Source organism: Allobosea sp. UNC402CLCol, from assembly GCF_000745475.1.
Lineage (GTDB): Bacteria > Pseudomonadota > Alphaproteobacteria > Rhizobiales > Beijerinckiaceae > Allobosea > Allobosea spartocytisi.
This window is the reverse complement of record NZ_JQJJ01000016.1, coordinates 100,395-122,073: the sequence shown is the minus strand read 5'-3', so window position 1 is coordinate 122,073 and position 21,679 is coordinate 100,395. Positions and strand designations below refer to the sequence as shown.

At 68.4% G+C, this 21,679-nt stretch carries 20 protein-coding genes; 8 read left to right on the top strand and 12 right to left on the bottom strand.

What is annotated here, in order from left to right; translation table 11 throughout:
- Positions 1 to 56: 56 nt before the first annotated feature.
- The 3 genes from GY40_RS21640 to GY40_RS21630 form a co-directional block, all read right to left on the bottom strand.
- Positions 57 to 1,253 (bottom strand): OpgC family protein, encoded by a 1,197-nt coding sequence (locus GY40_RS21640; protein ID WP_051988389.1) that lies wholly within the window; start codon positions 1,251 to 1,253, stop codon positions 57 to 59.
- Positions 1,253 to 2,905 (bottom strand): thiamine pyrophosphate-binding protein, encoded by a 1,653-nt coding sequence (locus GY40_RS21635; protein ID WP_051988388.1) that lies wholly within the window; start codon positions 2,903 to 2,905, stop codon positions 1,253 to 1,255. Before GY40_RS21635 ends, GY40_RS21640 begins: the two co-directional genes overlap by 1 nt.
- A 73-nt stretch (positions 2,906 to 2,978) precedes the next feature.
- On the bottom strand, positions 2,979 to 3,875 hold the full coding sequence (locus GY40_RS21630) for a CE1 family esterase (RefSeq protein WP_051988387.1): 897 nt from the start codon (positions 3,873 to 3,875) through the stop codon (positions 2,979 to 2,981).
- A 164-nt stretch (positions 3,876 to 4,039) separates the two neighbouring features.
- Between GY40_RS21630 and GY40_RS21625 the strand changes: the two genes are divergently transcribed.
- The 5 genes from GY40_RS21625 (at position 4,040) to GY40_RS21605 (ending at position 8,967) form a co-directional block, all read left to right on the top strand.
- On the top strand, positions 4,040 to 4,615 hold the full coding sequence (locus tag GY40_RS21625; protein WP_038366824.1) for a sigma-70 family RNA polymerase sigma factor: 576 nt from the start codon (positions 4,040 to 4,042) through the stop codon (positions 4,613 to 4,615).
- A gap of 81 nt (positions 4,616 to 4,696) precedes the next feature.
- Positions 4,697 to 5,338 (top strand): NrsF family protein, encoded by a 642-nt coding sequence (locus GY40_RS21620; protein WP_038366821.1) that lies wholly within the window; start codon positions 4,697 to 4,699, stop codon positions 5,336 to 5,338.
- 58 nt (positions 5,339 to 5,396) lie between these two features.
- A complete protein-coding gene (locus GY40_RS21615) occupies positions 5,397 to 6,488 on the top strand; it encodes an ABC transporter ATP-binding protein (RefSeq protein WP_081925592.1) in 1,092 nt (363 codons plus the stop codon).
- Entirely contained in the window at positions 6,485 to 7,468 is a 984-nt protein-coding gene (locus GY40_RS21610; protein ID WP_038366819.1) for an ABC transporter ATP-binding protein, read from the top strand. Before GY40_RS21615 ends, GY40_RS21610 begins: the two co-directional genes overlap by 4 nt.
- A 29-nt stretch (positions 7,469 to 7,497) precedes the next feature.
- Complete coding sequence (locus tag GY40_RS21605) at positions 7,498 to 8,967, top strand: alkaline phosphatase family protein (protein ID WP_051988386.1); 1,470 nt, start codon at positions 7,498 to 7,500, stop codon at positions 8,965 to 8,967.
- Between the two features lie 104 nt (positions 8,968 to 9,071).
- On the opposite strand, the gene GY40_RS21600 is transcribed toward GY40_RS21605, so the two are convergent.
- The 4 genes from GY40_RS21600 to GY40_RS21585 all read right to left on the bottom strand — a co-directional run bounded on the left by GY40_RS21600 (position 9,072) and on the right by GY40_RS21585 (position 13,291).
- Complete coding sequence (locus tag GY40_RS21600; protein WP_038366816.1) at positions 9,072 to 10,634, bottom strand: ABC transporter substrate-binding protein; 1,563 nt, start codon at positions 10,632 to 10,634, stop codon at positions 9,072 to 9,074.
- A 62-nt stretch (positions 10,635 to 10,696) separates the two neighbouring features.
- On the bottom strand, positions 10,697 to 11,464 hold the full coding sequence (locus GY40_RS21595; RefSeq protein WP_038366813.1) for a glycerophosphodiester phosphodiesterase: 768 nt from the start codon (positions 11,462 to 11,464) through the stop codon (positions 10,697 to 10,699).
- Between the two features lie 4 nt (positions 11,465 to 11,468).
- Entirely contained in the window at positions 11,469 to 12,350 is an 882-nt protein-coding gene (locus GY40_RS21590; RefSeq protein WP_081925591.1) for an ABC transporter permease, read from the bottom strand.
- Complete coding sequence (locus GY40_RS21585; protein ID WP_156116037.1) at positions 12,350 to 13,291, bottom strand: ABC transporter permease; 942 nt, start codon at positions 13,289 to 13,291, stop codon at positions 12,350 to 12,352. Before GY40_RS21585 ends, GY40_RS21590 begins: the two co-directional genes overlap by 1 nt.
- Positions 13,292 to 13,552: 261 nt before the next feature.
- On the opposite strand from GY40_RS21585, the gene GY40_RS21580 reads away from it, so the two are divergent.
- Both GY40_RS21580 and GY40_RS21575 read left to right on the top strand, forming a co-directional pair.
- On the top strand, positions 13,553 to 14,485 hold the full coding sequence (locus tag GY40_RS21580; RefSeq protein ID WP_038366807.1) for an acetamidase/formamidase family protein: 933 nt from the start codon (positions 13,553 to 13,555) through the stop codon (positions 14,483 to 14,485).
- A gap of 114 nt (positions 14,486 to 14,599) precedes the next feature.
- Entirely contained in the window at positions 14,600 to 15,892 is a 1,293-nt protein-coding gene (locus tag GY40_RS21575) for a M20/M25/M40 family metallo-hydrolase (RefSeq protein WP_197062799.1), read from the top strand.
- A gap of 6 nt (positions 15,893 to 15,898) precedes the next feature.
- Here GY40_RS21575 and GY40_RS21570 read toward each other — a convergent pair whose 3' ends face one another.
- The 5 genes from GY40_RS21570 to GY40_RS21550 all read right to left on the bottom strand — a co-directional run bounded on the left by GY40_RS21570 (position 15,899) and on the right by GY40_RS21550 (position 21,015).
- Positions 15,899 to 16,873: a LysR family transcriptional regulator gene (locus GY40_RS21570; RefSeq protein WP_156116036.1), complete on the bottom strand. Its 975-nt coding sequence runs from the start codon at positions 16,871 to 16,873 to the stop codon at positions 15,899 to 15,901.
- Positions 16,874 to 16,923: 50 nt separating this feature from the next.
- Positions 16,924 to 17,736, bottom strand: a complete 813-nt coding sequence (locus GY40_RS21565) for an ABC transporter permease (RefSeq protein WP_038366941.1) — start codon at positions 17,734 to 17,736, stop codon at positions 16,924 to 16,926.
- A complete protein-coding gene (locus GY40_RS21560; RefSeq protein ID WP_038366804.1) occupies positions 17,736 to 18,572 on the bottom strand; it encodes an ABC transporter permease in 837 nt (278 codons plus the stop codon). Before GY40_RS21560 ends, GY40_RS21565 begins: the two co-directional genes overlap by 1 nt.
- Positions 18,573 to 18,760: 188 nt before the next feature.
- The gene (locus GY40_RS21555; protein WP_038366801.1) at positions 18,761 to 19,891 is read right to left on the bottom strand and encodes an ABC transporter substrate-binding protein; all 1,131 of its coding nucleotides are present in this window, start codon (positions 19,889 to 19,891) and stop codon (positions 18,761 to 18,763) included.
- Between the two features lie 14 nt (positions 19,892 to 19,905).
- Positions 19,906 to 21,015: an ABC transporter ATP-binding protein gene (locus tag GY40_RS21550; RefSeq protein ID WP_248311253.1), complete on the bottom strand. Its 1,110-nt coding sequence runs from the start codon at positions 21,013 to 21,015 to the stop codon at positions 19,906 to 19,908.
- Positions 21,016 to 21,144: 129 nt separating this feature from the next.
- Here GY40_RS21550 and GY40_RS21545 point away from each other — a divergent pair, with 129 nt between their 5' ends.
- Positions 21,145 to 21,660 carry a 2'-5' RNA ligase family protein gene (locus tag GY40_RS21545; RefSeq protein ID WP_038366797.1) on the top strand — a complete coding sequence of 172 codons (516 nt, stop codon included), beginning with the start codon at positions 21,145 to 21,147 and terminating at the stop codon, positions 21,658 to 21,660.
- Positions 21,661 to 21,679 lie beyond the last annotated feature (19 nt).

The window sequence follows — 21,679 nt, the reverse complement described above, 5'->3', positions numbered from 1 at the left end:
CAGCGCTCTTTTCGAGCGCTCATCAGGGAGTTCGCAGAGGCGCGATCAAACGCCGTTCAACTCGCTTCACGGACCCGTGTTTGCAGGGCGAGGCCGGGCTGTGCCGGCGCCGGCGGCTGGACGGCCGGTTTCGGCGCCGGCCCGAGCCAGGGCGTGCTCTTGAACCAACCGACCACGATCGCCGTGGCGAGGATCAGCGCGAAGCCGGTGAGGTTGAGCAGCGCCACGACCAGTTCGCTGCGGCCGGCGACATCGGCCACGACGCCCAGGAGCCGTGCCAGCACGACGCTCGCCAGGAAGCAGGCCAGCGACTGCCGACCGATCAGGATGAGGAGATGGCCGATGCCGCGGTCCAGCCGCTGGCGCCAAGGTTCGATCAGGCTCAGCACGAGATAGGCCAGCGCCAGGAAGTGCAGCACGCGCAGGATGTGCAGGTCGTTCTTCTCGGTCGCGGGCAGGATGAGATCGTGCAGGGCCTGCGCCGCCGGCCAGTGGTCGAGCACGCCCCAGAAGGAGAGCGGCACCGACAGCACGAGGAAGAGCGCCGCCGCCAGCATCAATCGGGCATCGCCGAGGCGAGGCACCGGCAGCCATTTCATCGCGCTGAAGAAGCCGATGAAGAAGATGAATTGCCAGGCGAAGGGGTTCAGGAACCAGCCGGCCCCGGTCCAGGGATTGCCGGGCAGGTTCAGCCCTTCCGTCCAGACCAGCGCATAGAGCAGCACGACGAGCAGGAAGGGCAGCGCCGCATGCAGGCGCCGGAGCAGCATCATCACCGGTACCAGCCCGAGGATGACGAGATACATCGGCAGGATGTCGAGATAGTCCGGCTGCCAGGTCAGGGTGGCCAAGCCGAGCAGCGCGCGCTCCGGATCGCCTTGCAAAGGTGGAAACTGCGTGGCGAGCACGCCCAGGCCAAAGAGCCGGTCGATCCCGGCCGCCAGCGCGATCAGCGCCAGAACCACGCCGATCTGAGCCCAGTAGACCTGCCAGATGCGGTAGGCGATGCGCATTGTCCCCAGCCACAGGCCGCGCCGCACGAAGACGCTGCCGAAAGCGAGCGCGCTGGCGATGCCGGAGCAGAAGACGAAGAGCTCGGCGCCGGAGGAGAAGCCGAAGCGAGCCGGAATCCAGGCGTTCCAGCTATTCTCCGGCAGATGCGCGATGAAGATGATCAGCATCGTCAGACCGCGGAAGACATCGAGCCGCTCGTCGCGCGGGCGCTTTGCCGGTTTGTCGTGAGGCGCGACCATCAGAAGGCCCCCTCGTATTGCCCGGCGTCGATGCGGCAGGCGAGGATGGTGAAGCCGTCTCGGGCGAAGGCGGCGGCAGCCTCACGGCGCAGGCTGTCCCGATCCGCGACCGCGACGCCGTGGCCGCCCATGGCCCGCGCCACAGCCGCGAAATCGGTGCCGCCGAAATCGACGCCGGCCCGCGCCAGGCCCATCTGACGCTGCTTCAGCGCGATCAGGCCGAGGCTTTCGTCGACGAGGGTGACGATGACCACGGGCAGCCCGAGATCGCGCAGCGTCGCCAGTTCGCCGAGCACCATCTCCAGCCCGGCATCGCCGACGAAGCAAAGCACCGGCCGGCCCGCGCCGAGCGCGGCGCCGGTGGCCAGCGGCAGGGCGCAACCCATGGTGCAGAGCCCGGTCGATTGCAGCAGCCGTCGCGGCCCATCGCAAGTCCACATCTGGCTGAGCAGGATGCGATGCGCGCCGGAATCAGCGGTGGCGACCGTGCCGGCCGGCGCGACGTCGCGCAGAACCTCGAAAACGGCATGCGGTCCCCAGATCGGAGGCGCCGCAAAGGCCTCATGGAAGCGGGCCCGCACCGCCGCGGGCTCGCCGCCGGGCCAGACGGCTTGCACGGGCGGGAGCGCTTCCGTCAGCCGCGTCAGGATGGCGCCGACATCGCCTTCGAGCAGCAGGGTCGAACTGTGCATGCCGTGTGGCATCGCCTCGGCGACGATGTCGATGACCGGCTTGTCCTCCGGCCAGGGATTGCGCCAGCCCTGGCGCATCTCGATCGGGTCGTAGCCGGCGAGAACGATCAGATCGGCCGCCTCGATCAATGGCCGGACGATCGCGTCGGCCTTGGGCGAGAGGCCGACGCCGCCGATGACGCGCGGGTCGGCTTCCGGCAGCAGCCCCTTGGCCTTGTAGGTCGTCAGCAGCGGCGCGCCGGTGCGGGTGATGAAGCGTTCCAGCGCGGCGGCGTTGCCGTCATTGACGAGGTCGAGCCCGGCGATGACGAGCGGCCTGCGCGCCGCCGCGAGAAGCTTGCCCGCCTGACCGAGATCGGCCGGCACGGCCGGCTCGGGCAGCTTCATCGCCCGGGGCGCGCGGCGCGGCCCCCTTGCCTCCGCCACCGAGATCGGCAGGTCGACATGCACCGGGCCGGGCCGTCCGCGCCGGGCGAGCGCGACCGCCTTGGCGATGACCAGATCCTCGGTTCCAGGCGCGGCACGGAAACTCGCCTTGACCAGCGGCCGCAGCACGGCCTGATGGTCGAAGACCTGATGGGTGTAGCTTTCGGCGAGGGCCTGGTCGACGCAGCCGGTGATGAAGAGCAGCGGCACGCGATCCTGCTGGGCATTGGCGACGACATTGACCGCATTGGCGACGCCGGGACCCAGCGTCGCTACCAGAACCGGCATCGCTCCGGTCACATGCCACAACCCCTCGGCCATGAAGCCCGCCGCATTCTCGTGCTTGGCGAGCAGGAAGCGGATGCCGGCACGTTCCAGCGCATCGACCAGCGCCAGCACCTCGCCACCGGGGATGCCGAAGGCATGGGTCGCGCCTGCCACTGCCAGCCCGGCGGCGGCGATGTCGGCACCGGTGACGAGCCCGTCCGGAGCGATGCCGGCGGCGTGGGAAGCGGATATCGGGTCGTGGCGCATAGGCATCTCTCCGGCGGCCCGCGAGGGCGGCGTTGCCAGTGAGATCGCAGCCGGAGCAGCGCCGGTTACATCCTCACGGAGATGTGAGCCTGGCGCCGGCGGCCAGAGGCGCAGGCTCGGCCGACATCGTCAGGCGCCAGGCGCGCTCGACCCAGGCCGCATCGGCGACATGGCCGCCGCCATGCAGGCAGAGTTCGAGCCGCGCCTCGCCGCCGCAGCCGCTCGCCAGCCGGCAGGTCAGCGCCGTTCCTCCAGCCACGGCGTCGCGCGCCGCATCGGCCCAGCCGGCCGTGCAGCCGCCGGGCGCGAGGATGGCGAAGCTCTTGAAGACATCGCCTTGCCTGTAACCCTGGCGCAGCGCCCGGCCCGCGAGCGGCACGGTGCTGTCGCTCGTGCCGTGGACATGGATCAGCTTCGGTCGCGGGCCGGCACAGCTCTCCGGCAGAGGTTCCCAGAAGGCACCGGCGATCGGCGCGAAGGCGGCGAAGCGCGTCGGCATCCGGCAGGCGAGATACCAGACCATCGAGCCGCCCTGCGAGAACCCGCTCGCCATCAGCCGGTGGGGATCGACCGGGAAGCGGCGCGCGATATCGTCGAGCATCTCGGCGACAAAAGTGAACTCGTCGCGGTTGCGCGCCGGAGAGCCGGGGAAGGACCAACTGCGGCCGAGCCCTTCCGGCGCAATCAGCGCAACGCCGAGCCGCCGTGCCACCGCAACCAGGGCGGGATCTGCGATCACCTCCGCGGCCGTGCCCTGATAGCCGTGGAAAAAGACGATGGCGCCGCCCTGCCGTCCCGAAACGGCCTCTGGCGGCAACAGGATGCGATAGGAGCCGCTCGCGACCTTGCAGCCTCCATCGGCCGGACACGGTTCGGCCGATGGGCGCGGCTGCTGCGCCTGCAAGGGCGCCGCGCCCGCGAGGATGGCGCCCAAGCCGATCAGAAAGGCGAAACGAGCAGCGGGAGCCATCAGCGATCCTCCGGACAGGCAGGCACCGCCTCCCTGCGCAGGAGCGCGAGCGTATCGGCCCTGTCGGCAAGGCTCATCATGCGGTCACGCGCTTGTGAGCCGGGCGCCGCCATGCGACGGGATAAGCGGGATCGGCTCCACATCACCGGAAAAGCGCACCGGCCTTGTCGCTCGAAGAGTTCGAAACGCAGCTCAGGCCCGTCTTCCTCGCGGCGCTCGCCGGCGACGCCGCCGCCTATCGGCGCTTTCTCGACGCGATCGGGGGGCGCCTGCGCGGCTATCTCAGGCAGATGCTGGCGCGTGCCGGCCGGCATGAGCCGAGTGAGGCCGAGGACGTTTTGCAGGAGGTGCTGCTGGCGCTGCATCTCTCCCGCCACACCTATGATCCGGCGAGCCCGGTCACGGCCTGGGCCCATGCGATCGCGCGTTACAAGCTGGTCGACCATCTGCGCCGCTCCGGCCGCCATGCCGGCAACCTGCCGCTCGACGACGAAGCCTTCCAGCTCGCCGACCGGCCGGAGGCGCCATCCACCGAGGCACGGCTCGACCTCGACCGCGCCATGGCGAGCCTGCCCGAACGGACACGCGGCCTGATCGACCGGGTCAGGCTGCAGGGCGCGAGCGTCGCGGAGGCGGCGGATGCCGCCGGCATGACCGAAAACGCGGCCAAGGTCGCGATCCATCGCGGCCTGCAAGCCATGGCGAAATTCCTCTCGCGGCGCGGGGAAAGACCGACATGACCCGCTGCGACATTCCATACCCGTAACGTTTCGCAAGCGCCCCGCGAATTCCCGTTGAAGCAGGACAACCGAAAAACGGACATGCAGACCAACGAGCTGATTTCCCTGATGAGCGCGAGCCACCGGCCGGTGGATACCGGCTGGCTGCGCCGCGCCACCTGGCTCGGCGCCCTCTGCGCGCTCGCGGCGACGGCCGGACTCGTCCTGCTCACGCTCGGCGCGCGGCACGATTTCGGCCGTGCCTGGCTGACCACGCCGGTCCTGGCCAAGATGCTCCTCGGCGCCAGCGTCGCCGGCATCGCGCTGCCGCTGTTCCAGCGCAGCCTGCGGCCCGGCCTGAAACCGGCGCGGCGCCTGCCGCTCGTGGCGTTGCCGATCCTTCTGGCGGCCGGCTGGGCTCTGCTGACGCTGGCGCAAGTGCCGGCGGAGCAATGGAGCACGCTGATCTTCGGCCGCTACTGGCGCGCCTGCCTCATCGCCGTGCCGCTCTATGCGCTGTGTCCGCTCATCGTGCTCTTGCTGCTGGCGCGCCGGGGGGCTTCGGTGGACGGGCCGCTGACCGGCGCCTGCGCCGGCCTCGCCTCGGCCGGATTGGCGACGGTCGCCTACGCGCTGCACTGCCCCGACGATGCGGCGCCTTTCCTGGCAATCTGGTACACGATCGCGATCGCCTCGATGACCGCTCTCGGCGCCCTGATCTTCCCGCGCTTCCTGCGCTGGTGAGCGCCAGCGCCGCCGGCTGTCACAAGACGGTCATGGGCTGGGCGGTACTCCGCTCGGCATGTCGCGAACATCAGGTCAATCACCGGATCGGCCGCAATGGTCCGCTCCCAGCCACGCCGCCACAGCGGGCCGCCCGGCGCTTCTGCGCCTGCAGGATTTCACCGTCACCCTGTCGGGCACCGTGCCGATCGTGCGCGGCATCGACCTGTCGGTCGGTCGCGGCGAGGCGCTCGGCATCGTCGGCGAATCCGGCTGCGGCAAGAGCATCACCTGGCTCGCGGCGCTGCGCCTGCTCGGGCGCAACGTCACCACGGGCGGTGAGGTCCAGCTCGACGGGCAGGATGTCGGAGGGCTTTCCGAGCGCGAGCTCGCACGGGTCCGCGGCGGCCGCATCGCCCTGATCTTCCAGGATCCGGCCAGTGCGCTGAACCCGGTGCAGCGCATCGGCACGCAGATCGCGGAAGTGCTGCGCCTGCATCGTGGCCTAACCGGGGAACCGGCGCGCCGCGAGGCGCTGCGCCTGCTGGACCGTGTCGGCATCGCCGATGGACCGCGCCGCCTCAAGCAATATCCGCATGAATTCTCGGGCGGCATGAACCAGCGCGTGATGATCGCGCTGGCGCTGGCGGGCGAGCCCGACGTGCTGATTGCGGACGAGCCGACGACCGCGCTCGACGCCACCATCCAGGCGCAGGTCCTCGACCTGATCCGCGAGCTGCGCCGCGAGACCGGCATGGCGCTGATCCTGATCTCGCACGATATCGGCGTGGTCGGCGACCTCTGCGAGCGGATCGCGGTGATGTATGCCGGACGGATCGTCGAGACGGCCGCGACGCAGGATCTGCTCACCCGCCCGCGCCACCCCTACACCCAGGGCCTGCTCACGGCGCTGCCGACGCTCACCGGTCCGCGCCAGCGGCTGACGCCGATCCCCGGCACCGTGCCGGCACCCGCCGCCATTCCGCCCGGCTGCGCCTTCGCGCCGCGCTGCCCGATCGCCGTCGAGCGCTGCGGCCACGAGCTGCCGGAACTCACCTTCGCGGCGCAGGACCAGCGCGCGGCCTGCCTGCGGCTCGGCGAGCCGAGCTCGCTTGAAAGCGCGGCCCTTCCGGTCATGACAATGCCAGCGCAGGTCGGGGCGCCGGCATGAGCGTTCTTCTCGATGTTCGCGACCTCGCCCGCGAATACCCGGTCTCGACAGCCGGCGGCGTGCGCCGGATCCTGCATGCCGTCGACGGGGTGAGCTTCTCGCTCGAACGCGGCCGGACGCTCGGCATCGTCGGCGAATCCGGTTGCGGCAAGTCGACCACCGCCAAGCTCGCGCTCGGCCTGCTGCCAGCGACGCGGGGGCAGATCGACTTCGAGGGCCAACCGGTGACCGCACTGCGCGACCGAGCCTGGCGCGCCTTGCGCCGCCGCATGCAGCTCGTCCATCAGGACCCGCTCTCCGCACTCGACCGGCGCCTGCCGGTCGGGCAGCAGGTCGTCGAACCGCTGGTCATCCACAAGCTCGAAGACAGCGCGGAAGCGCAGCGGCAGAAGGCGCTCGCACTGTTCGACGCGGTGGGCCTGCGGGCCGATCTGTTCGAGCGCTATCCGCATGAGCTTTCCGGCGGGCAGCGCCAGCGTGTCCTGCTCGCCCGCGCGCTGGTGCTCGAGCCGGCGCTGCTCGTCTGCGACGAGCCGATCTCGGCGCTCGATGTCTCGGTCGCGGCGCAGGTCATCAACCTGATGCAGGATCTGCAGGCGCGCTTCGGCATGGCCTATCTCTTCATCAGCCACGATCTCAAGGTGGTCCGGCAGATCGCCGACGAGGTCGCGGTGATGTATCTCGGCCGCATCGTCGAGCAGGGGCCGCCGGATGCGCTGTTCCATGCGCCGGCCCATCCCTATACCGAGGCGCTGGTTTCGGCCGTGCCGACGCCGTTGCGCGGCACGCAAGGGCGCATCATCCTGAAGGGCGACCCGCCGAATCCCGTCGACAGGCCTTCGGGCTGCGCCTTCCATCCGCGCTGCCCGCGCACCGTGGCCCGCTGCCGGGAGGAGGTGCCCGTGCTGCGGCCCGTGGCCGATGGCCGGCTCGCCGCCTGCCATCTGGCGGCGGCGGCGCCCGCCATGGCCGCAGCCTGACCGTTTGCCTTGCCGACCCCGGAGACGAGATGAGCCGCCCCAACCAGCCGACCGCCGACCGTGTCGTCATCGCCGTCTTCGACGGCTTGCGGCCGGATCTCGTCACGCCCGAGCTCACGCCGAACATCCTGCGGCTCGCCGCGCGCGGAACCTGGTTCCGGCAGGCGCGGAGCGTTTTTCCCTCGGTGACGCGGGTGGCGACGAGCTCGATCGCGGCCGGCGCGCCACCGATCGTCCACGGCATCGTCGGCAACGCCTTCTATCATCGCGAGGCGATCCCCGAGCGGATGTTCGATACCAGCGACGCAGGCCTGATCCGCCGCGCCGAGGCGCATCATGACGGGCGCCTGCTCGCCGCCGACACCTTCGGCGACGTGCTGGCCCGCGCCGGCAAGCGGCTGGCGGTGGTGCATACCGGCTCGGCCGGCTCGGCGCATTTCATCAATCCGCGCGCCCGTGCCAACGGGCACTGGACCTTCTCGATGCACGGCGCCGGGGCGACCCAGACGCCGGAGGCGGTCGAGCAGGCGATCGCCCGCCTCGGCCCGCTGCCGGAGCGCGAATTGCCCCGGCTGCAGGAGCTTGCCTATGGCGGGCGCGTGATGACCGAGATCGTGCTGCCGGAACTCCGGCCGGATGTCGCCCTGATCTGGTTCAACGAGCCCGACACGACCTTCCACTATCGCGGTCTCGGCTCTCCCGAAGCCATGGCCGGCCTGCGCGAAGCCGACCGCGCCTTCGGCAGCATTCTCGACTGGGTCGAGGCTCAAGCCGATGCCGAGCGCATCGCGGTGATCGTCGCTTCCGACCATGGGCAGATCTCGACCGGTTCGGTCGAGCCGCTGTTCGAGACGGCGCGCGAGGCCGGCTTCGACCTCAGCGCGGAGAAGGCGATCAACGGCGCGACCCTTGTCGCCACCGGCGGGATGAGCGGTGAAATCCGCCTGCGCGAGGGCGAGCGCGGCGAAGTCGAGCGCATCGCAAGCTGGCTGATGGAGCATCCCACCATCGGCCATGTCTTCTCGCGCGACCGTAACGGCGTCGAGGGCGAAGTCGCGGGCACGCTCTCATTGAGCCTGATGAATACGGGCCATGCCGAGCGCCAGCCGGAATTGATGTTCATCCTGAAATCGACGCTCGAGGCCGATCAGTACGGCCTGCCCGGCCTCGGCGCGATGACGCCGGGCGACGTACCGCTCGGTGGCGGCATGCATGGCGGCATCAACCCGCATGAATTGAACACCGTGCTGATCCTCGGCGATGCCAGCGGCCATGGCGGCGTCTCGCAGGAACCCGCCGGTATCATCGATATCGGCCCGACCGTGCTGGGGCTGCTCGATCTCGCGCCGGCGGCGACGATGATGGGGCGCAATCTCGCCGCTCCGCCCCGGGAGGAGGCCCGCGTCGCGCGGCATTCGGCCAGCACCGGCGCCTTCACCCAGCATGTCGATATCGTCGAGCAGGACGGCCGGCGCTTCATCCTCGGCGGCGGGCAGTAGAGCTCACGGGTTTCCAACCTGGCGCGGCAAGCCCATGACGACGTCGAATGCAAAAAGGGCGGCCCATGGCCGCCCTTTCCCATTGCAGAGGCCGAACCGAAGCCTCAGGCCCTGGCAAAGCTCAGATTGTCCGGTCGCAGATCCATGAAGTAGAAGGTCGTCGGCCGCCAGCCGATCGACTTCTTGATCGCGTAGGCCTCGCTCGGCTGATAGAGGATCGTCGCCGGGGCCTCGTCCTCCCAGATGTCGAGCATCTGCGTGAAGAGCGCCTTGCGCTTCACTGGGTCGGTCTCGGCCTCCAGCGCCGTGCCTGCCTTGTTGAAGGTCTGCGTCGAGGTCCAGAACTTCGAGACCTGGATCTCGCCGGCCGGGCCCCAGGCCACCCAGATTGAGCCGAGCGGATCGGGCAGGCGCGTCGAGTTCGACCAGTTGAAGATCTGCGTGTTGGCGCCGCGCATCTGGGTCGAGTTCTCGACGACCTGCAGCGAGGCATTGATGCCGACGGCCTTCCACTGCTCGGTCAGGATCTGCGCGGCCTCGAGCGCATTGGTGTAGTAGTTGGCCTGCGTCCGGTAGACGATCGGCTCGCCCTTGTAGCCGGCTTCCTTGAGCAGGGTCCGCGCCTTGGCTGGGTCGTAGGAGAGCTTGCGGCCCTCGACGAACATTGGGCCGTATTCCGGGAAATTATGACTCGCCGGCACCTGCGCCGTGCCCTGCCAGAGCGCCTCGACCAGCTTCTGGCGGTCGATCGCGTAGTTCAACGCCTGCCGGACGCGCTTGTCGGAGAGCACCTTGTCCTGCTCGTTATAGGCGAGGACATGGACATTCGCGAGCACGACCGAGCGCACGTCGATGTCCTTGTAGCCGCCGACGACGCTCATCTGGTCGGGCGGTATATTGGTGACGAGGTCGTAATCGCCCGCGACGAGGCCGGCGACGCGCGCGGCCAGCTCCGGCACGCGCTTGAAGATGACGCGCTTGGCCGTCGGCTTGCCCATGAAATAGTCGTCGAAGGCTTCCAGCACCGTGGCGTCGGCGGCCGAATGCGAGACGACGCGGTAGGGGCCTGTCGCGACGGGCTTGCGCGAATAGGCCTCGAAGCCCATCGCCTCATAGGCGCGCTTGTTGACGATCCAGGCGCACCAGGAGGCGAGGCGCTGCTCCAGCAGCACATCGGCGACCTTGGTCTTGAAGCGCACGGTGTAGCGGTCGATCGGCTCGACGCCGGCGAGGATGCCGAAATAGGGCTTGCCGCCCGGGATCTGGGCCTTATCGCCCCACATCCGGCCTTCGCGGAAGGTGTAGGCGACGTCCTCCGAGGTCAGCTCGTCACCATTGTGGAACTTCACGCCCTGGCGCAGCGTGACGACGAGTTCCTGCGGCGAGACACGCTCCCATTTCGTCGCCAGATGCGGCTTGAGTTCCGAGCCGCCGCCATCGGCAGCACCGAGGAAATCACGCCGGATCAGCGTGTCGAAGATCGAATAGGTGACGCGGGTGCCGACATTGGAGAGCTCGCGCGCCGGTTCCAGCGTCGCCGGCAGATCGGCCACCGCGACGGTGAAGTTCGGGCGACCGTCATCGGCGGCGAAGGCGGTCGGCAGAGCGAACGCGACCGGCAAGGCGGCAGCGCCCTCAATGAAGCGGCGGCGGGACAGGACGGGCATGGGGTTCCTCGCAAGACATCGAGCGGCGCTGGCAAGCCGCGCCGCGATGCGGCTGCCTTGCATCAGATTGACGACGGGCCGGTGACAGTTCGGGCCGAGAGAAGCAGGCTGGGATCATCGAGCATCACGGCGTCGGGACCGAGCGCCAGAATGCGGGCGATGCCCAGCGCATCGATCCGGCCGACCGGGAAAGGCGGATAGCCGGGCTCGGGCACCGAACGCGGCTGGCCGGCCATGATGACGGTGGTCATGCCGGCATCGCGCACGGCATCGAGCCGCTCCGGCGTCGCATCGCCCTGCCAGAGGCGGAACCCGTCGGCACCGGCAGCACGGGCCTCGGCGACGCTGTCGGGGTCGGGCAGCAAGGCCAGGATCGCGATCTCCGGCGACAGCCGGCGCGCCGCCGCGATCAGATCGATGTCGCGAAGGCCAAGCAGGCTGCGCGGAAGCGCATCGGCGGCCTCCAGCGCGGCCAGGATCGGTGGCAGGATGCCGGGGTCGCGCAGCTTGACGTCGAGCAGGAGCCCGAGCGGCGCGGAGGCCGAGATCGCCTCGTCGAGCGTCAGCAGGCCGGGCAGGATGGTCCGAAGCGTCGCGAGATCGGTGTCGGCGACCCGTCGCGGATAGCCGGCGAGGCGCGTCAGATCGGCATCGTGCAGACAGACGAACGCGCCGTCCGCGCTCAGGCGCAGATCGGTTTCCACCATCTCGGCACCGACCCCGGCGGAAGCCGCGAAGGCCTCGGCCGTGTTCTCCGGCCCGAGCAGGGCTCCGCCCCGATGCGCGATCGCGAGCGGGCGGGGAGCGGCGGCGAAGAAACCGGGTCGCATCGCGTCAGTGCCTCTCGCTGGTCGGATCGAAACGGTCGCGCAGCCAGTCGCCGAACAGGCTCATCGACAGCGTCGTCAGGAAGATCGTCAGGCCCGGAAAGACCGCGATCCACCAGGCGTTCAGCAGGTAGCGGCGGCCCTCGCCCAGCATCAGCCCGAGCGAGGTGCCCGGCGGCTGCACGCCGAGCCCGAGGAAGGAGAGCGAGGTTTCGAGCAGGATCGTGCCGGGGAAGTTCAGCGTCGCCTGGACCACCAGCGCCGCGGCGATATTGGGCAGGAGATGGCGCAGGACGACCCGCGACGGGCTCGCACCCAGCGCCTCGACGGCATTGATGTAGTCGCTCTCCTGTTCGGAGACGACGAGCCCGCGCGCCAGCCTCGTATAGCGATCCCAGCCGTCGATGCTGACGAGGATGATGAACAGGACGATGTTGTTGCCGAAGAAGGCCAGCATGGTCAGCGCGAGGAAGAGCGCCGGAATCGCCGCCTGGGCATCGACCAGCATCATGATGGCCTGGTCGACGAAGCCGCGCAGCCGCGCCGCGATGAAGCCGAGCAGCGTGCCGAACACGGCACCGATCAGGGTGCCCATCACGGCGATCAGGATCGAGGTGCGGACCGCGAAGATCATCCGGCTCAGGATGTCGCGGCCGAGCTGGTCGGTGCCGAGCCAGTGGGTCGTGCCCCCGGCTTCCGTGAGAGGCGGCTTCAGCCGGGCGGCGAGGTTCTGCGCGGTGTAGGGCAGCGGCGCCAGCCAATCCGCGAGCAGCGCGACCAGCACCACGGCGAGCAGGAAACCGGCCGAGAGCTTGACGACCGGCGACATCCGGTTGCCGGAGGCGCGGGTGGCCGGCGCCGGCGCGGCGGAAAGGTCGACGGCCGCCATCAGGCCTGTTTCCCAAGGGCGCGGGAGAAGCCGCCGAGCCGGGGATCGATGAGGATATGCACGATATCGACCAGGAGATTGGCGCCGACCATGATGACCGTCACGGTGAAGATCACGGCCTGGACCACGGCGAGGTCGCGCGTCGAAACCGAATCGACCAGGAGCCGGCCGCCCCCCGGCCAGGCGAAGATGGTCTCGACCACCGCGCTGCCGGCGAGGATATGGCCGATCTCGATGCCGATGAACATCAGCAGCGGCACCGCCGCATTGGGCAAGGCGTGCCGGAGGATAACGCCGAGTGGCATGACGCCCCGCCCGCGCGCCGCCCGGATATAGGGCTTGCCCAGTACCTCCAGCGTCGCGGTGCGCGCGAAGCGCGCGAGCCGGCCGGCGAGCGGCAAGCCGAGCGTCACTGTCGGCAGGATCAGATGCCAGGGGCTGTCCGAGCCGGCCGAGGGCAGCACGCGCAGCTTCAAGGCGAAGAGAAGGATGAGGAGAATGCCCAAAAAGAAGACGGGAATGGCGTAGCCGAACACCGCCACCGCCATGGCGAGCCGGTCGGCGGCGCGGTTGTGGCGCAAGGCGGCGAGGACGCCGAGCGGCAGGCCGACGAGGAGCGCCAGCATCAGCGCGGAGGAGCCGAGTAGGAAGGTCTTCGGCAGGGCCTCGACCACGGCGGCGAAGGCCGGCCGGTCATCGGCGAAGGACAGCCCGAAATCGCCGCGAACCACGCTGGCGACATAGCGCAGATATTGCTCGGCCAGCGGCCGGTCGAGGCCCCAGGCCTCACGATAATGGGCCCGCACATCCGGCGGCGTATCGCTCGGCAGCATGATCTCGGCCGGGTCGCCGGCTAGGCGCAAGGCGAGGAACACGGCCGACACGCAGATCGCGATGGTCAGCAAAGCGCGCAGACTGCGAAGGGCCAGGAAACGAAACATCGACATCGGGTGCAGAAGATGGGGAAGGTGCTTCTGCAAGCCCTCTTGCGACAGGCTGATGACAAGCCGCCGATCGCCTTCCCTTTGTCGCCGCGCCGGGGCGGACGATCCATGCGTCTCGCACTCGGCACCGACCTGTCCCGGCGAAACGAGCGGGGCGCCCTGCCGTCATTGCCCCTTCCCGGCCGCGCTTCTTTCCTTACGATTTCACCACGGAGCGGATCGCCGCTTCGCGTAAGCTTGCCGCAGCAGAGGTCCGTCATGACGCGCCATCATTTCCAGCCGACGCAGTATTCGAACGTGATCGGCACCCTGCCGGCCGTGCTGGAAATCGCAAGCGGCGACAGCGTCGTCACGACGACGCTCGACGCGGCCGGGGTCGGGCATGACGGCAGCCAGAAGGCGCCGCGCGGCAACCCGATGACCGGTCCGTTCTTCGTGACCGGCGCCGAGCCCGGCGACGCGCTGCTGGTGACGATCGAGCGGATGACGCCGAATCGCGGCACCGGCTGGACCTATTCGCCGCTGGCGCCCGGCGTGCTCGACCCGGCCGCGCTGGCCGATCTGCCGAAGCGCGAACGGTATGAATGGGCGATCGATGCGACGGCCGGCACGGTGAAGCTGCTCGATCCCTCGCCGCGCATCAAGGAGTGGAGCTTCCCGCTCGCGCCGATGCTCGGCTGCTTCGGCGTCGCGCCCGAGCGCGGCCAGGCGATCTCGACGGCGACGAGCGGCCCCTATGGCGGCAATATGGACTATCGGTTCTTCGGCCCGGGCGCGACCATCGCCTTCCCGGTCTTCGCGGCCGGCGCCCTGTTCTTCCTCGGCGACGGCCATGCCTGCCAGGGCGACGGCGAGATCGCCGGCACCGGCGTCGAGACCTCGTTCGAGGTGGAATTCTCGGTCGAACTCGTGAAGCAGGCCGGGCTGCGCTGGCCGCGTTGCGAGACCAAGACGGATCTCATCGTCATCGCGAGCGGGCGTCCGCTCGACCAGCCGCTGCAATTCGCCACCACCGAGATGCTGCGCTGGATCGGCGGGGATCTCGGCGTCGATGCCGTCGAGGCCAGCCATCTGCTCGGACAGGCGGTGCGCTACGATATCGCGAACGTCTTCAACCCGGCCTATTGCGTCGCCTGCCGGCTGGAGAAGACCGAGATCACCCGCGCCATGTCACTGCGCGGCAAGGGCTGAGGGCAGAGCCCCCCGCCACAGAAGAAGGCAAGCTGATGCTCTTCATTAGATTTCGCCATGAAGAGCCAGCCACGAGCCTCGCCATGGTTGGATCGCGCCATCGACGATCCAACCATGCAGGCCGCCGGTAGCACGATGACCAGGGACCCCGCCAAGCTCAAGGCCGAATTGCTCCAGGCCGTCGATGCGCGCCGCGACGAGATTCTGGCGCTGCTGCAACGCTTCCTGCGCATCAAGAGCGTCAATCCGCCAGGCGATACACGCGAGGCCGCAGACTTCGTGCGCGAGCTGCTGGACAAGGCGGGCGTGCCACATCGTACCGAGGCCTTCACGCCGGAGATGCCGAACATCATCGGCCGCTGGGAGACCGGAAATCCCGGCCGCCATCTCGTGCTCAACGGCCATATGGACATCTTCCCGGTCACCAATGAGAAGCTCTGGGAGGCCGAGATCGTCGACGGCAAGATCATGGGCCGTGGCGCTGCCGACATGAAGACCGGCACGCTCGCCTCGATCCTGACCTATTGCTGGCTCTACCCCTATCGCGGCTGGCTGAACGGCGCGCTGACGCTGACCGTCGTCTCCGACGAGCAGTCGGGCGGGCGCTACGGCACGAAATTCCTGTTCGACAATTTCGAGAGCGAGATGGTCGGCGATTGCTGCCTCAATGGCGAGCCGAGCGGCCTCTCCAATCTGCGGTTCACCGAAAAGGGCACGTTGCGCTTCTCGCTTTCGGCGAAGAGCATCGGCGGCCATGGCGGCTATTCGCATCGGGCGCGCAACCCCATCGCCGATGTCAGCCGGCTGGTGAACCTGATCTATGACCGCTACCACCTCAAGCTCGCGACGCTGCCGCCCGAGATCGACGCGGTGCTGACCTCGCCCGAGACCATCGCGGCGGCCGACCACAATCTTGGGAAAGGTGCCGCAGACATCGCCCGGCGCATCACCGTCAATGTCGGCATCATGCAGGGCGGGCAGAAGGCGACGCAGATCCCGACGCATTGCATCGCTCATCTCGACATGCGCGTGCCCATCGGCTCGGACCGCGACGCGATCCGCGCCGATCTCGAAGCCCTCGCCCGCGAAGCCGATTGCGAGATGGTCGTGAACGAGGACCACAGCTATCCGGCGAGCCTGACCGACCCCTTCAGCGAGATGGCCAATATCCTGCGCGGCAATATCCGCGACCTGCTCGGCCATGACGCACCGCCCGTCTCAAGCCTCGGCGGCACCGACACACGCTACTGGCGCTGGCGCGGCGTACCGGCGCTGATCTGCGGCCCCTCCCCGATCAGCATGGGCACGGATGAGGAGCATGCGACGCTGGAGGAGGTGATCGCGGTGATGAAGCTGCACATCGCCTGCGCCATCGACTATCTCGGCTCGGCAGGCGCGAAGGCCTGAAGCGCATCAGCCGCGAGGCTGGGGGAAAACCCGCAAGCCGTCGCCGATCCAGGGCGCGACCTCCCGCAATTCCGGCACGAGCTTGTCCTGGATGAGCGTGTGCAGGATGGCGGCGATCTCCTGGGGAATCGCGCCGAGCTCGCCCTTGCGGGCGTAGAGATCGACCCGCCGCCGCAGGCTCAGCCCCGGCACCGGCAGCAGCCGCACGCCGGCCAGGCGCGAACGGGCCTGCAGCGCCATCAGCGGCGTGGTGATGGCCCAGCCGAGCCCGGCCGAAACCATGGTCAGCACCGTCTCGGCCGTATCGCTCTCGACCTCGCGCGGAAAATCGAGCCGCAGCCGGCTCAGCGCCTGCTCGACCTGCCGGCCCGTGCTGGTGCGCAGCGTGTAGCGGATCATGCTGCGGCCGGTCAGATCGGAAAGCTTGCCGACCTCCATGTCCCACTCGGCCGGCAAGGCCAGCGCGAAAGGCTCCGCCAGCAGCGGAATCGCCATCGCCGTCTCGACCTCCTGCAGGAAGTCGACGCCGACGATCATGTCGATCTGGCGGGCGTTGAACTGCTGCTCGCTGAGCTCGCGCGGATTGGCGATCAAGGCGCAGCGCGGAAAGCTCTTGCGCAATTCACGGATGAAATCCGGCCCCAGCGTCGTGCTGAGCGAATCGATCATCGCGATCCTGAGCGCCGGAATGGCGTCGCGGGCATTGAGGCGCAGGGCGGTGTCGAGCTCATGCGCCTGCCGCAGCAACTCCTGCCCGCGCTCGGCCAGCAGTCGCCCGGCCATGGTAGCGCGGAGCGGGCGGATATCGCGGTCGATCAGCGGAACGCCCATCGCCTTCTCCAGCGCGGCGACGAGCTGCGAGGCGGCCGATTGCGTCAGGCCGAGCTGGCGGGCGCCCCTGGTCATGCTGCCCGTCTCGACGACGGCGCAGAAGACCGCGAGCTGGCGCAGGTCGAAGGCTAATCTCTGACCGATCGTCATCGACAAGCGCTTACGCCCGCCGGAGACGCCGGACAATCGGCCGATGCCGTTCAGGCACCGACCTTGGCGAGGACATCGGCCCGCAGGAAGCGCTCGATGAACAGCATGAACAGCACCGAGGGCACCAGCAGGATCAGCGCGGTGATCGAGGCGACCTGATAATTGCCACCCATCGCCGCGTTGTAGAGCAGCAGCGGCAGCGTCGTGACCTGCGGCACGCCGACGAAGAAGGTGCCGGTGAACTCGTCGAGCGATTCCAGGAAGACGAAGATGCCGCTGGCGATGATGCCGGGCGCGGCCAGCGGCAGCGTCACCGAGAAGAAGGCCTTGAGCGGCGAGGCGCCGATATTGCGGGCGGCCAGTTCCAGATCCCGGTCGACGGCGCCGAAGGCGGCCGCCGCGATCCAGACGGAATAGACGAGACCATGGGCGGCATGGACCAGCACGACGGCGAAGACCGTGCCGTTGATGCCGAGCTGGTAGAAGATGCGGGCGACGTTGATGTAGATCGCGACCGAGGGAAACGCCTGCGGCAGCAGGAACAGGATCATGAAGAAGGCGCGCGCCGGCAGCTTCAATCGCGCCAGCGCGTAGCCGGCCGGGATCGACAGCGCGAGCGCGACGATGACCGTCAGCACCGCGATCCAGACCGAGGTGCCGAGCGAAGCCATGGCGTCGCCGGTCGGCCGGAAGACCTGCTCCCAGTAGCGCGTGCCGTAGACGACCGGCAGCTTGTAGGGCGTGTACCAGCGCTCGGCGACGGACCAGAGCGCGAGGTTCGCGAGCGGGCCGATCAGCACGAAGGCGAAGGCGGCGAGCAGGAAGGCGGCGAGCGTCGCCCGTGCCGTGGAAGCAAGGCGCATCATGGCGTGCCCTCCTTCGCCATGCCGCGCTTGAGATAGATGATCGCCGCCCCGGCCGAGATCAGATAGGTGATGACGCCGAGTGCGTTGGCCGTGGCGTAGTCGCCATAGGCATTGATGCGGAAGGCCATGTCGACGGTCAGCATGGTCGGCTGCGAGCCCGCCACCATCATCGGCACCGAGAGCACCGAGAGCATCGTCACGAAGGAGAGGACGAGCGCGACGAGCAGCGTCGGCATCACCTGCGGCAAGGCGAGCTCGATCATCACCCGCAGGCGCGAAGCGCCGAGATTGCGGCCGGCTTCGAGCGTGGCGCGGTCGATCGAGGCCAACGCGCCGGCGAGCAGCAGCGCGACGAAGGGCGTCTGCTTCCAGACGAAGGTCGCGATGATACCGCGCCAGTCGAGGAAGCTCACGGCCTGCAGCGGCTCCATCAGGCCGAGCGAGACGAAGCTGTTGTTCATCAGCCCGTTCTTGGCGAGGAAGGTGCGCATGCACTGCGCCGCCACGATGAAGGGGATGAAGAGCGGCCAGCGATAGAGCGCCTTCAGCGTGCCGACGATGTAAGGATTCTCGCCGAGCGTCAGCGTGCCGGCGATGACGATCGCGGCAATCGCGGTGAACAGGCAGGAGGCGAGCACGATGACGACGGTGAAGACGACGTCGCCGGAATAGAGCTCCCAGGCCTTGCCGAAGGCCTGCAGCGAGAAGCCCCCCTCCGGCCCGGTAAAGGCCGAGATCAGCGAGAAACTGAGCGGATAGATGAACAGCGCGGCCACGAGCACGAGGCCGGGCGCGATCAGCAGCAAGGCGAGATTGCGTTGGGAAAGGCTCATGGCGAGCGGCGCTCTCAGCGACGAATGGGTGGTGGGCATCCGGAACCGCGAGGTCATCCCGGACAAGCGGCGTCAGCCGCGCCGATCCGGGATCCATGCCTGAACCGTTCCGGCATGGATCCCGGGTGTTCGCTTCGCTCAGCCCGGGATGACGCGGTGTCTCCCCGCATCATCCCGTCGTAAGCAGATCAGTTCGCGACCTTCTTCTCGTAGCCCTCGAGGATGTCGTTGAAGTAGGGCGCGATCGGGAAGGGCTTGGCGTTCTTGGACAGGTCGGCCGGGGTGATGTCGGTGAAGAGCTTGTCCCAGGCGGCCTTGTCGAGCTTGCCTTCGAGGTTCTTGGCGTCGATGCCCGGATACCAGTTGAACTTCTTGACGATGCCGTCGGCCTGGACCTGCGGCGAGGTGGCGAGCGCGATGAACTCCTCGGCCAGCTTCTTCTGAGCCGACTTCTCCGGGACCGAATAATACATCGGCTGGCCGGGCATGCCGGGCGAGGCGAGCTTCAGCTTCATGCTCGGCGGCAGCTTGCCGTCGGCCTGCCAGGAATAGAACATGTCGACCCAGACCGGGCCCATCGCGATCTCGCCGCGGTTGAGCATGTCGAGCGTGCCGGCATTGCCGGGGGTGATCACGGCGTTCTTGTTGAACTCCTTGAGCTCTCCGAAGGCGGCGTCCCACTTGGCTTTCTCGGCCGCGTCATAAGGGCCCTGGATCAGCTTGTTGGCGTCGCCGCCGAAGGCGTAGACCCAGCCGGCGACGAAGGCGACGCCGGACATGCCGCCCTTGATGCCGTTATAGCCGAACTGCTTCGGGTTCTTCTTCACCCACTCCTTCAGCTCGGTGAAGTTGGCGGGCGGGTTCTTCAGCATGTCGGCGTTGTAGGCGAGCGCCGTCTGCGACTGGAACATCGGCATGACATAGCCGGAAACGTCGGCGCCGAGCGAATTCTTGGCGGTCTCGCTGGAGACGAGCTTCGAGGTGTCGACATTGGCCGTGTACTTGGCGAGCAGGCCTTCCTTGACCATCTGGCCGGCGGCCTTCTGGTGGATCACGACGACGTCGAAATCGGTCGTGGCCGAACCCTTCTGGGCGTCGAGCTTCTCGTAGATCTTCTGCGAGCCGGCATCGCCGGGGCCGGTGCCGACAGAGACGACCTTCACGCCCGGATGGCTCTTCTCGAACATCGGTCCGAGATAGTCCTTGACGTAGTCGACCATGTTCTGGTCGCCCGCGGAGGCGACGTTGAGGGTCTGCGCGGATAGCGGCGATGCCACAATCAGCGCAGCGAGTGAGCAGGCAAGCGTGATAATGCGCATGTGTCTGACTCCTGTCAGGCGGCAATCCCGGCCTCGGTCGCCGGGAAGATGTGAAGGCGCTGCAGCGGAATGCGCAGACCGACCTTCGTTCCGAGTTCGTGACGGCCGGCATCGTCGACCGTGATCTGGCGGCCGGCGGCTTCCACCTTGTAGCGGTAGATGCCACCGGGATAGGCGCGCGCGGCGATGGTGCCGGGAACGACGAGATCGCCGCCAGCAGCCACCGCGTCATGCGCGTCGAGGCTCGCGACATCGTCGCGGAAATAGGCGAGCGCCTCGCCGTTCGGCAAAGCGGCGGCGGCTTCGCCCGCGAGCGTCGCGCGGGCCTGGCCGGCGGCGATGGCAGCCTGCCCCTCGCCGCGTTCGACGCTCAGCGGCAATACGTTCTCGGCGCCCATGAAATTCGCGACGAAGGCACTGGCCGGGCGGTCATAGACCTCCTCCGGCGTTCCGACCTGCGCGATGTGGCCCGCCTGCATGATCACCAGCCGGTCGGCCATGGTCATGGCCTCCTCGCGATCATGGGTGACATGGACGGCGGTGAGGCCGAGCCGCTGCTGGATGGCCCTGATCTCATGGCGCATCGTCATGCGGATCTTGGCGTCGAGATTGGAAAGCGGCTCGTCGAGCAGCAGGATGCCGGGGTCGATGGCAAGCGCACGGCCGAGCGCAACGCGCTGGCGCTGGCCGCCCGACAGCGCCGTGACCTTGCGCTCCTCGTAGCCGGACAAGCCGAGGAAACTCAGCACCTCGGCGACCCGGGCGGCGATCTCCGCCTTCGACTTGCCGCGCAGCTTGAGGCCATAGCCGATGTTCTGCAGCACGGTCATATGCGGCCAGAGCGCATAGGACTGGAAGACCATCGCCATGCCGCGCTTCTCAGGCGGCAGGCCGGCGATATCCTTGCCGCCGACGACGATGGAGCCGGCCTCGACCGGAACGAAGCCGGAAAGGGAGCGCAACAGCGTGGTCTTGCCGCAGCCGGAGGAGCCGAGCAGCGCCGTGAAGCTGCCGGGCGCGAAGTCGAGATCGATGCCGTGCAGCACCCGCGTGCCGCTATAGGCGACCTCGAGACCGCGCACGCTGATCGCCGCGCCGCTGCCGGTTTTGGGCTGCGTTTCCACCTGCAAGACAGCTACTCCCTGGCCCTTCCCCGGCCGCCGGCGAACTGGAATATTTCTTCCATTGCCGATCCTTTTGAAATAAATGTTACGTACGGGGCGCAGTCTATGCAAGAGCTTTGTGAAACTTGGATGACAACCGGAATTCATTCCCTCTGGCTTCTGCCGGCCGCCGATGACGAGGCGATGATGGCGGCTCTCGTCGGCGAATTATCGGGCCGTTTCGGCACGCCCATCTTCGCCCCGCATCTGACGCTGCGCGGCGACACGCCGACGCCCCCTGCCGCCCTGGAACGCGCGGTGGCGGAGGCCGCGGCGACGGTCGAAGCCTTTGCGGAACCGGTCGCCGTCGTCGAGGGAAGCGACGCCTTCTTCCGCTCATTCTACGCGCGTTTCGCGGTCTCGTCGCCGCTGGCGAAGCTCAAGCGCGCGCTCGATCCAGACGGCCTCGACAGCTTCATACCGCATGTCTCGCTGCTCTACGGCCCGGTCGAACCGGCGGCGAAGGCAGCGGCGATCCGGGAGGTGAATGACCGTCTCGCCGGCCGCAGCATCCGCTTCGACCGGATCGGCGTCGTCACCTCGGGGCAGGATGTCCCGATCGCGGAATGGCGGGTGGTCGCGCAGGTGAGCCTGCGCTCGGCCTGAGTCGACGGCTTCTCAGATC

Coding starts and splice junctions, on each gene's coding strand:
- GY40_RS21640 (WP_051988389.1), bottom strand. CDS start 1,253: ATGGTCGCGCCTCACGACAAACCGGCAAAGCGCCCGCGCGACGAGCGG.
- GY40_RS21635 (WP_051988388.1), bottom strand. CDS start 2,905: ATGCGCCACGACCCGATATCCGCTTCCCACGCCGCCGGCATCGCTCCG.
- GY40_RS21630 (WP_051988387.1), bottom strand. CDS start 3,875: ATGGCTCCCGCTGCTCGTTTCGCCTTTCTGATCGGCTTGGGCGCCATC.
- GY40_RS21620 (WP_038366821.1), top strand. CDS start 4,697: ATGCAGACCAACGAGCTGATTTCCCTGATGAGCGCGAGCCACCGGCCG.
- GY40_RS21615 (WP_081925592.1), top strand. CDS start 5,397: ATGTCGCGAACATCAGGTCAATCACCGGATCGGCCGCAATGGTCCGCT.
- GY40_RS21610 (WP_038366819.1), top strand. CDS start 6,485: ATGAGCGTTCTTCTCGATGTTCGCGACCTCGCCCGCGAATACCCGGTC.
- GY40_RS21605 (WP_051988386.1), top strand. CDS start 7,498: ATGAGCCGCCCCAACCAGCCGACCGCCGACCGTGTCGTCATCGCCGTC.
- GY40_RS21600 (WP_038366816.1), bottom strand. CDS start 10,634: ATGCCCGTCCTGTCCCGCCGCCGCTTCATTGAGGGCGCTGCCGCCTTG.
- GY40_RS21595 (WP_038366813.1), bottom strand. CDS start 11,464: ATGCGACCCGGTTTCTTCGCCGCCGCTCCCCGCCCGCTCGCGATCGCG.
- GY40_RS21590 (WP_081925591.1), bottom strand. CDS start 12,350: ATGGCGGCCGTCGACCTTTCCGCCGCGCCGGCGCCGGCCACCCGCGCC.
- GY40_RS21585 (WP_156116037.1), bottom strand. CDS start 13,291: ATGTTTCGTTTCCTGGCCCTTCGCAGTCTGCGCGCTTTGCTGACCATC.
- GY40_RS21580 (WP_038366807.1), top strand. CDS start 13,553: ATGACGCGCCATCATTTCCAGCCGACGCAGTATTCGAACGTGATCGGC.
- GY40_RS21575 (WP_197062799.1), top strand. CDS start 14,600: ATGCAGGCCGCCGGTAGCACGATGACCAGGGACCCCGCCAAGCTCAAG.
- GY40_RS21570 (WP_156116036.1), bottom strand. CDS start 16,873: ATGACGATCGGTCAGAGATTAGCCTTCGACCTGCGCCAGCTCGCGGTC.
- GY40_RS21565 (WP_038366941.1), bottom strand. CDS start 17,736: ATGCGCCTTGCTTCCACGGCACGGGCGACGCTCGCCGCCTTCCTGCTC.
- GY40_RS21560 (WP_038366804.1), bottom strand. CDS start 18,572: ATGAGCCTTTCCCAACGCAATCTCGCCTTGCTGCTGATCGCGCCCGGC.
- GY40_RS21555 (WP_038366801.1), bottom strand. CDS start 19,891: ATGCGCATTATCACGCTTGCCTGCTCACTCGCTGCGCTGATTGTGGCA.
- GY40_RS21545 (WP_038366797.1), top strand. CDS start 21,145: ATGACAACCGGAATTCATTCCCTCTGGCTTCTGCCGGCCGCCGATGAC.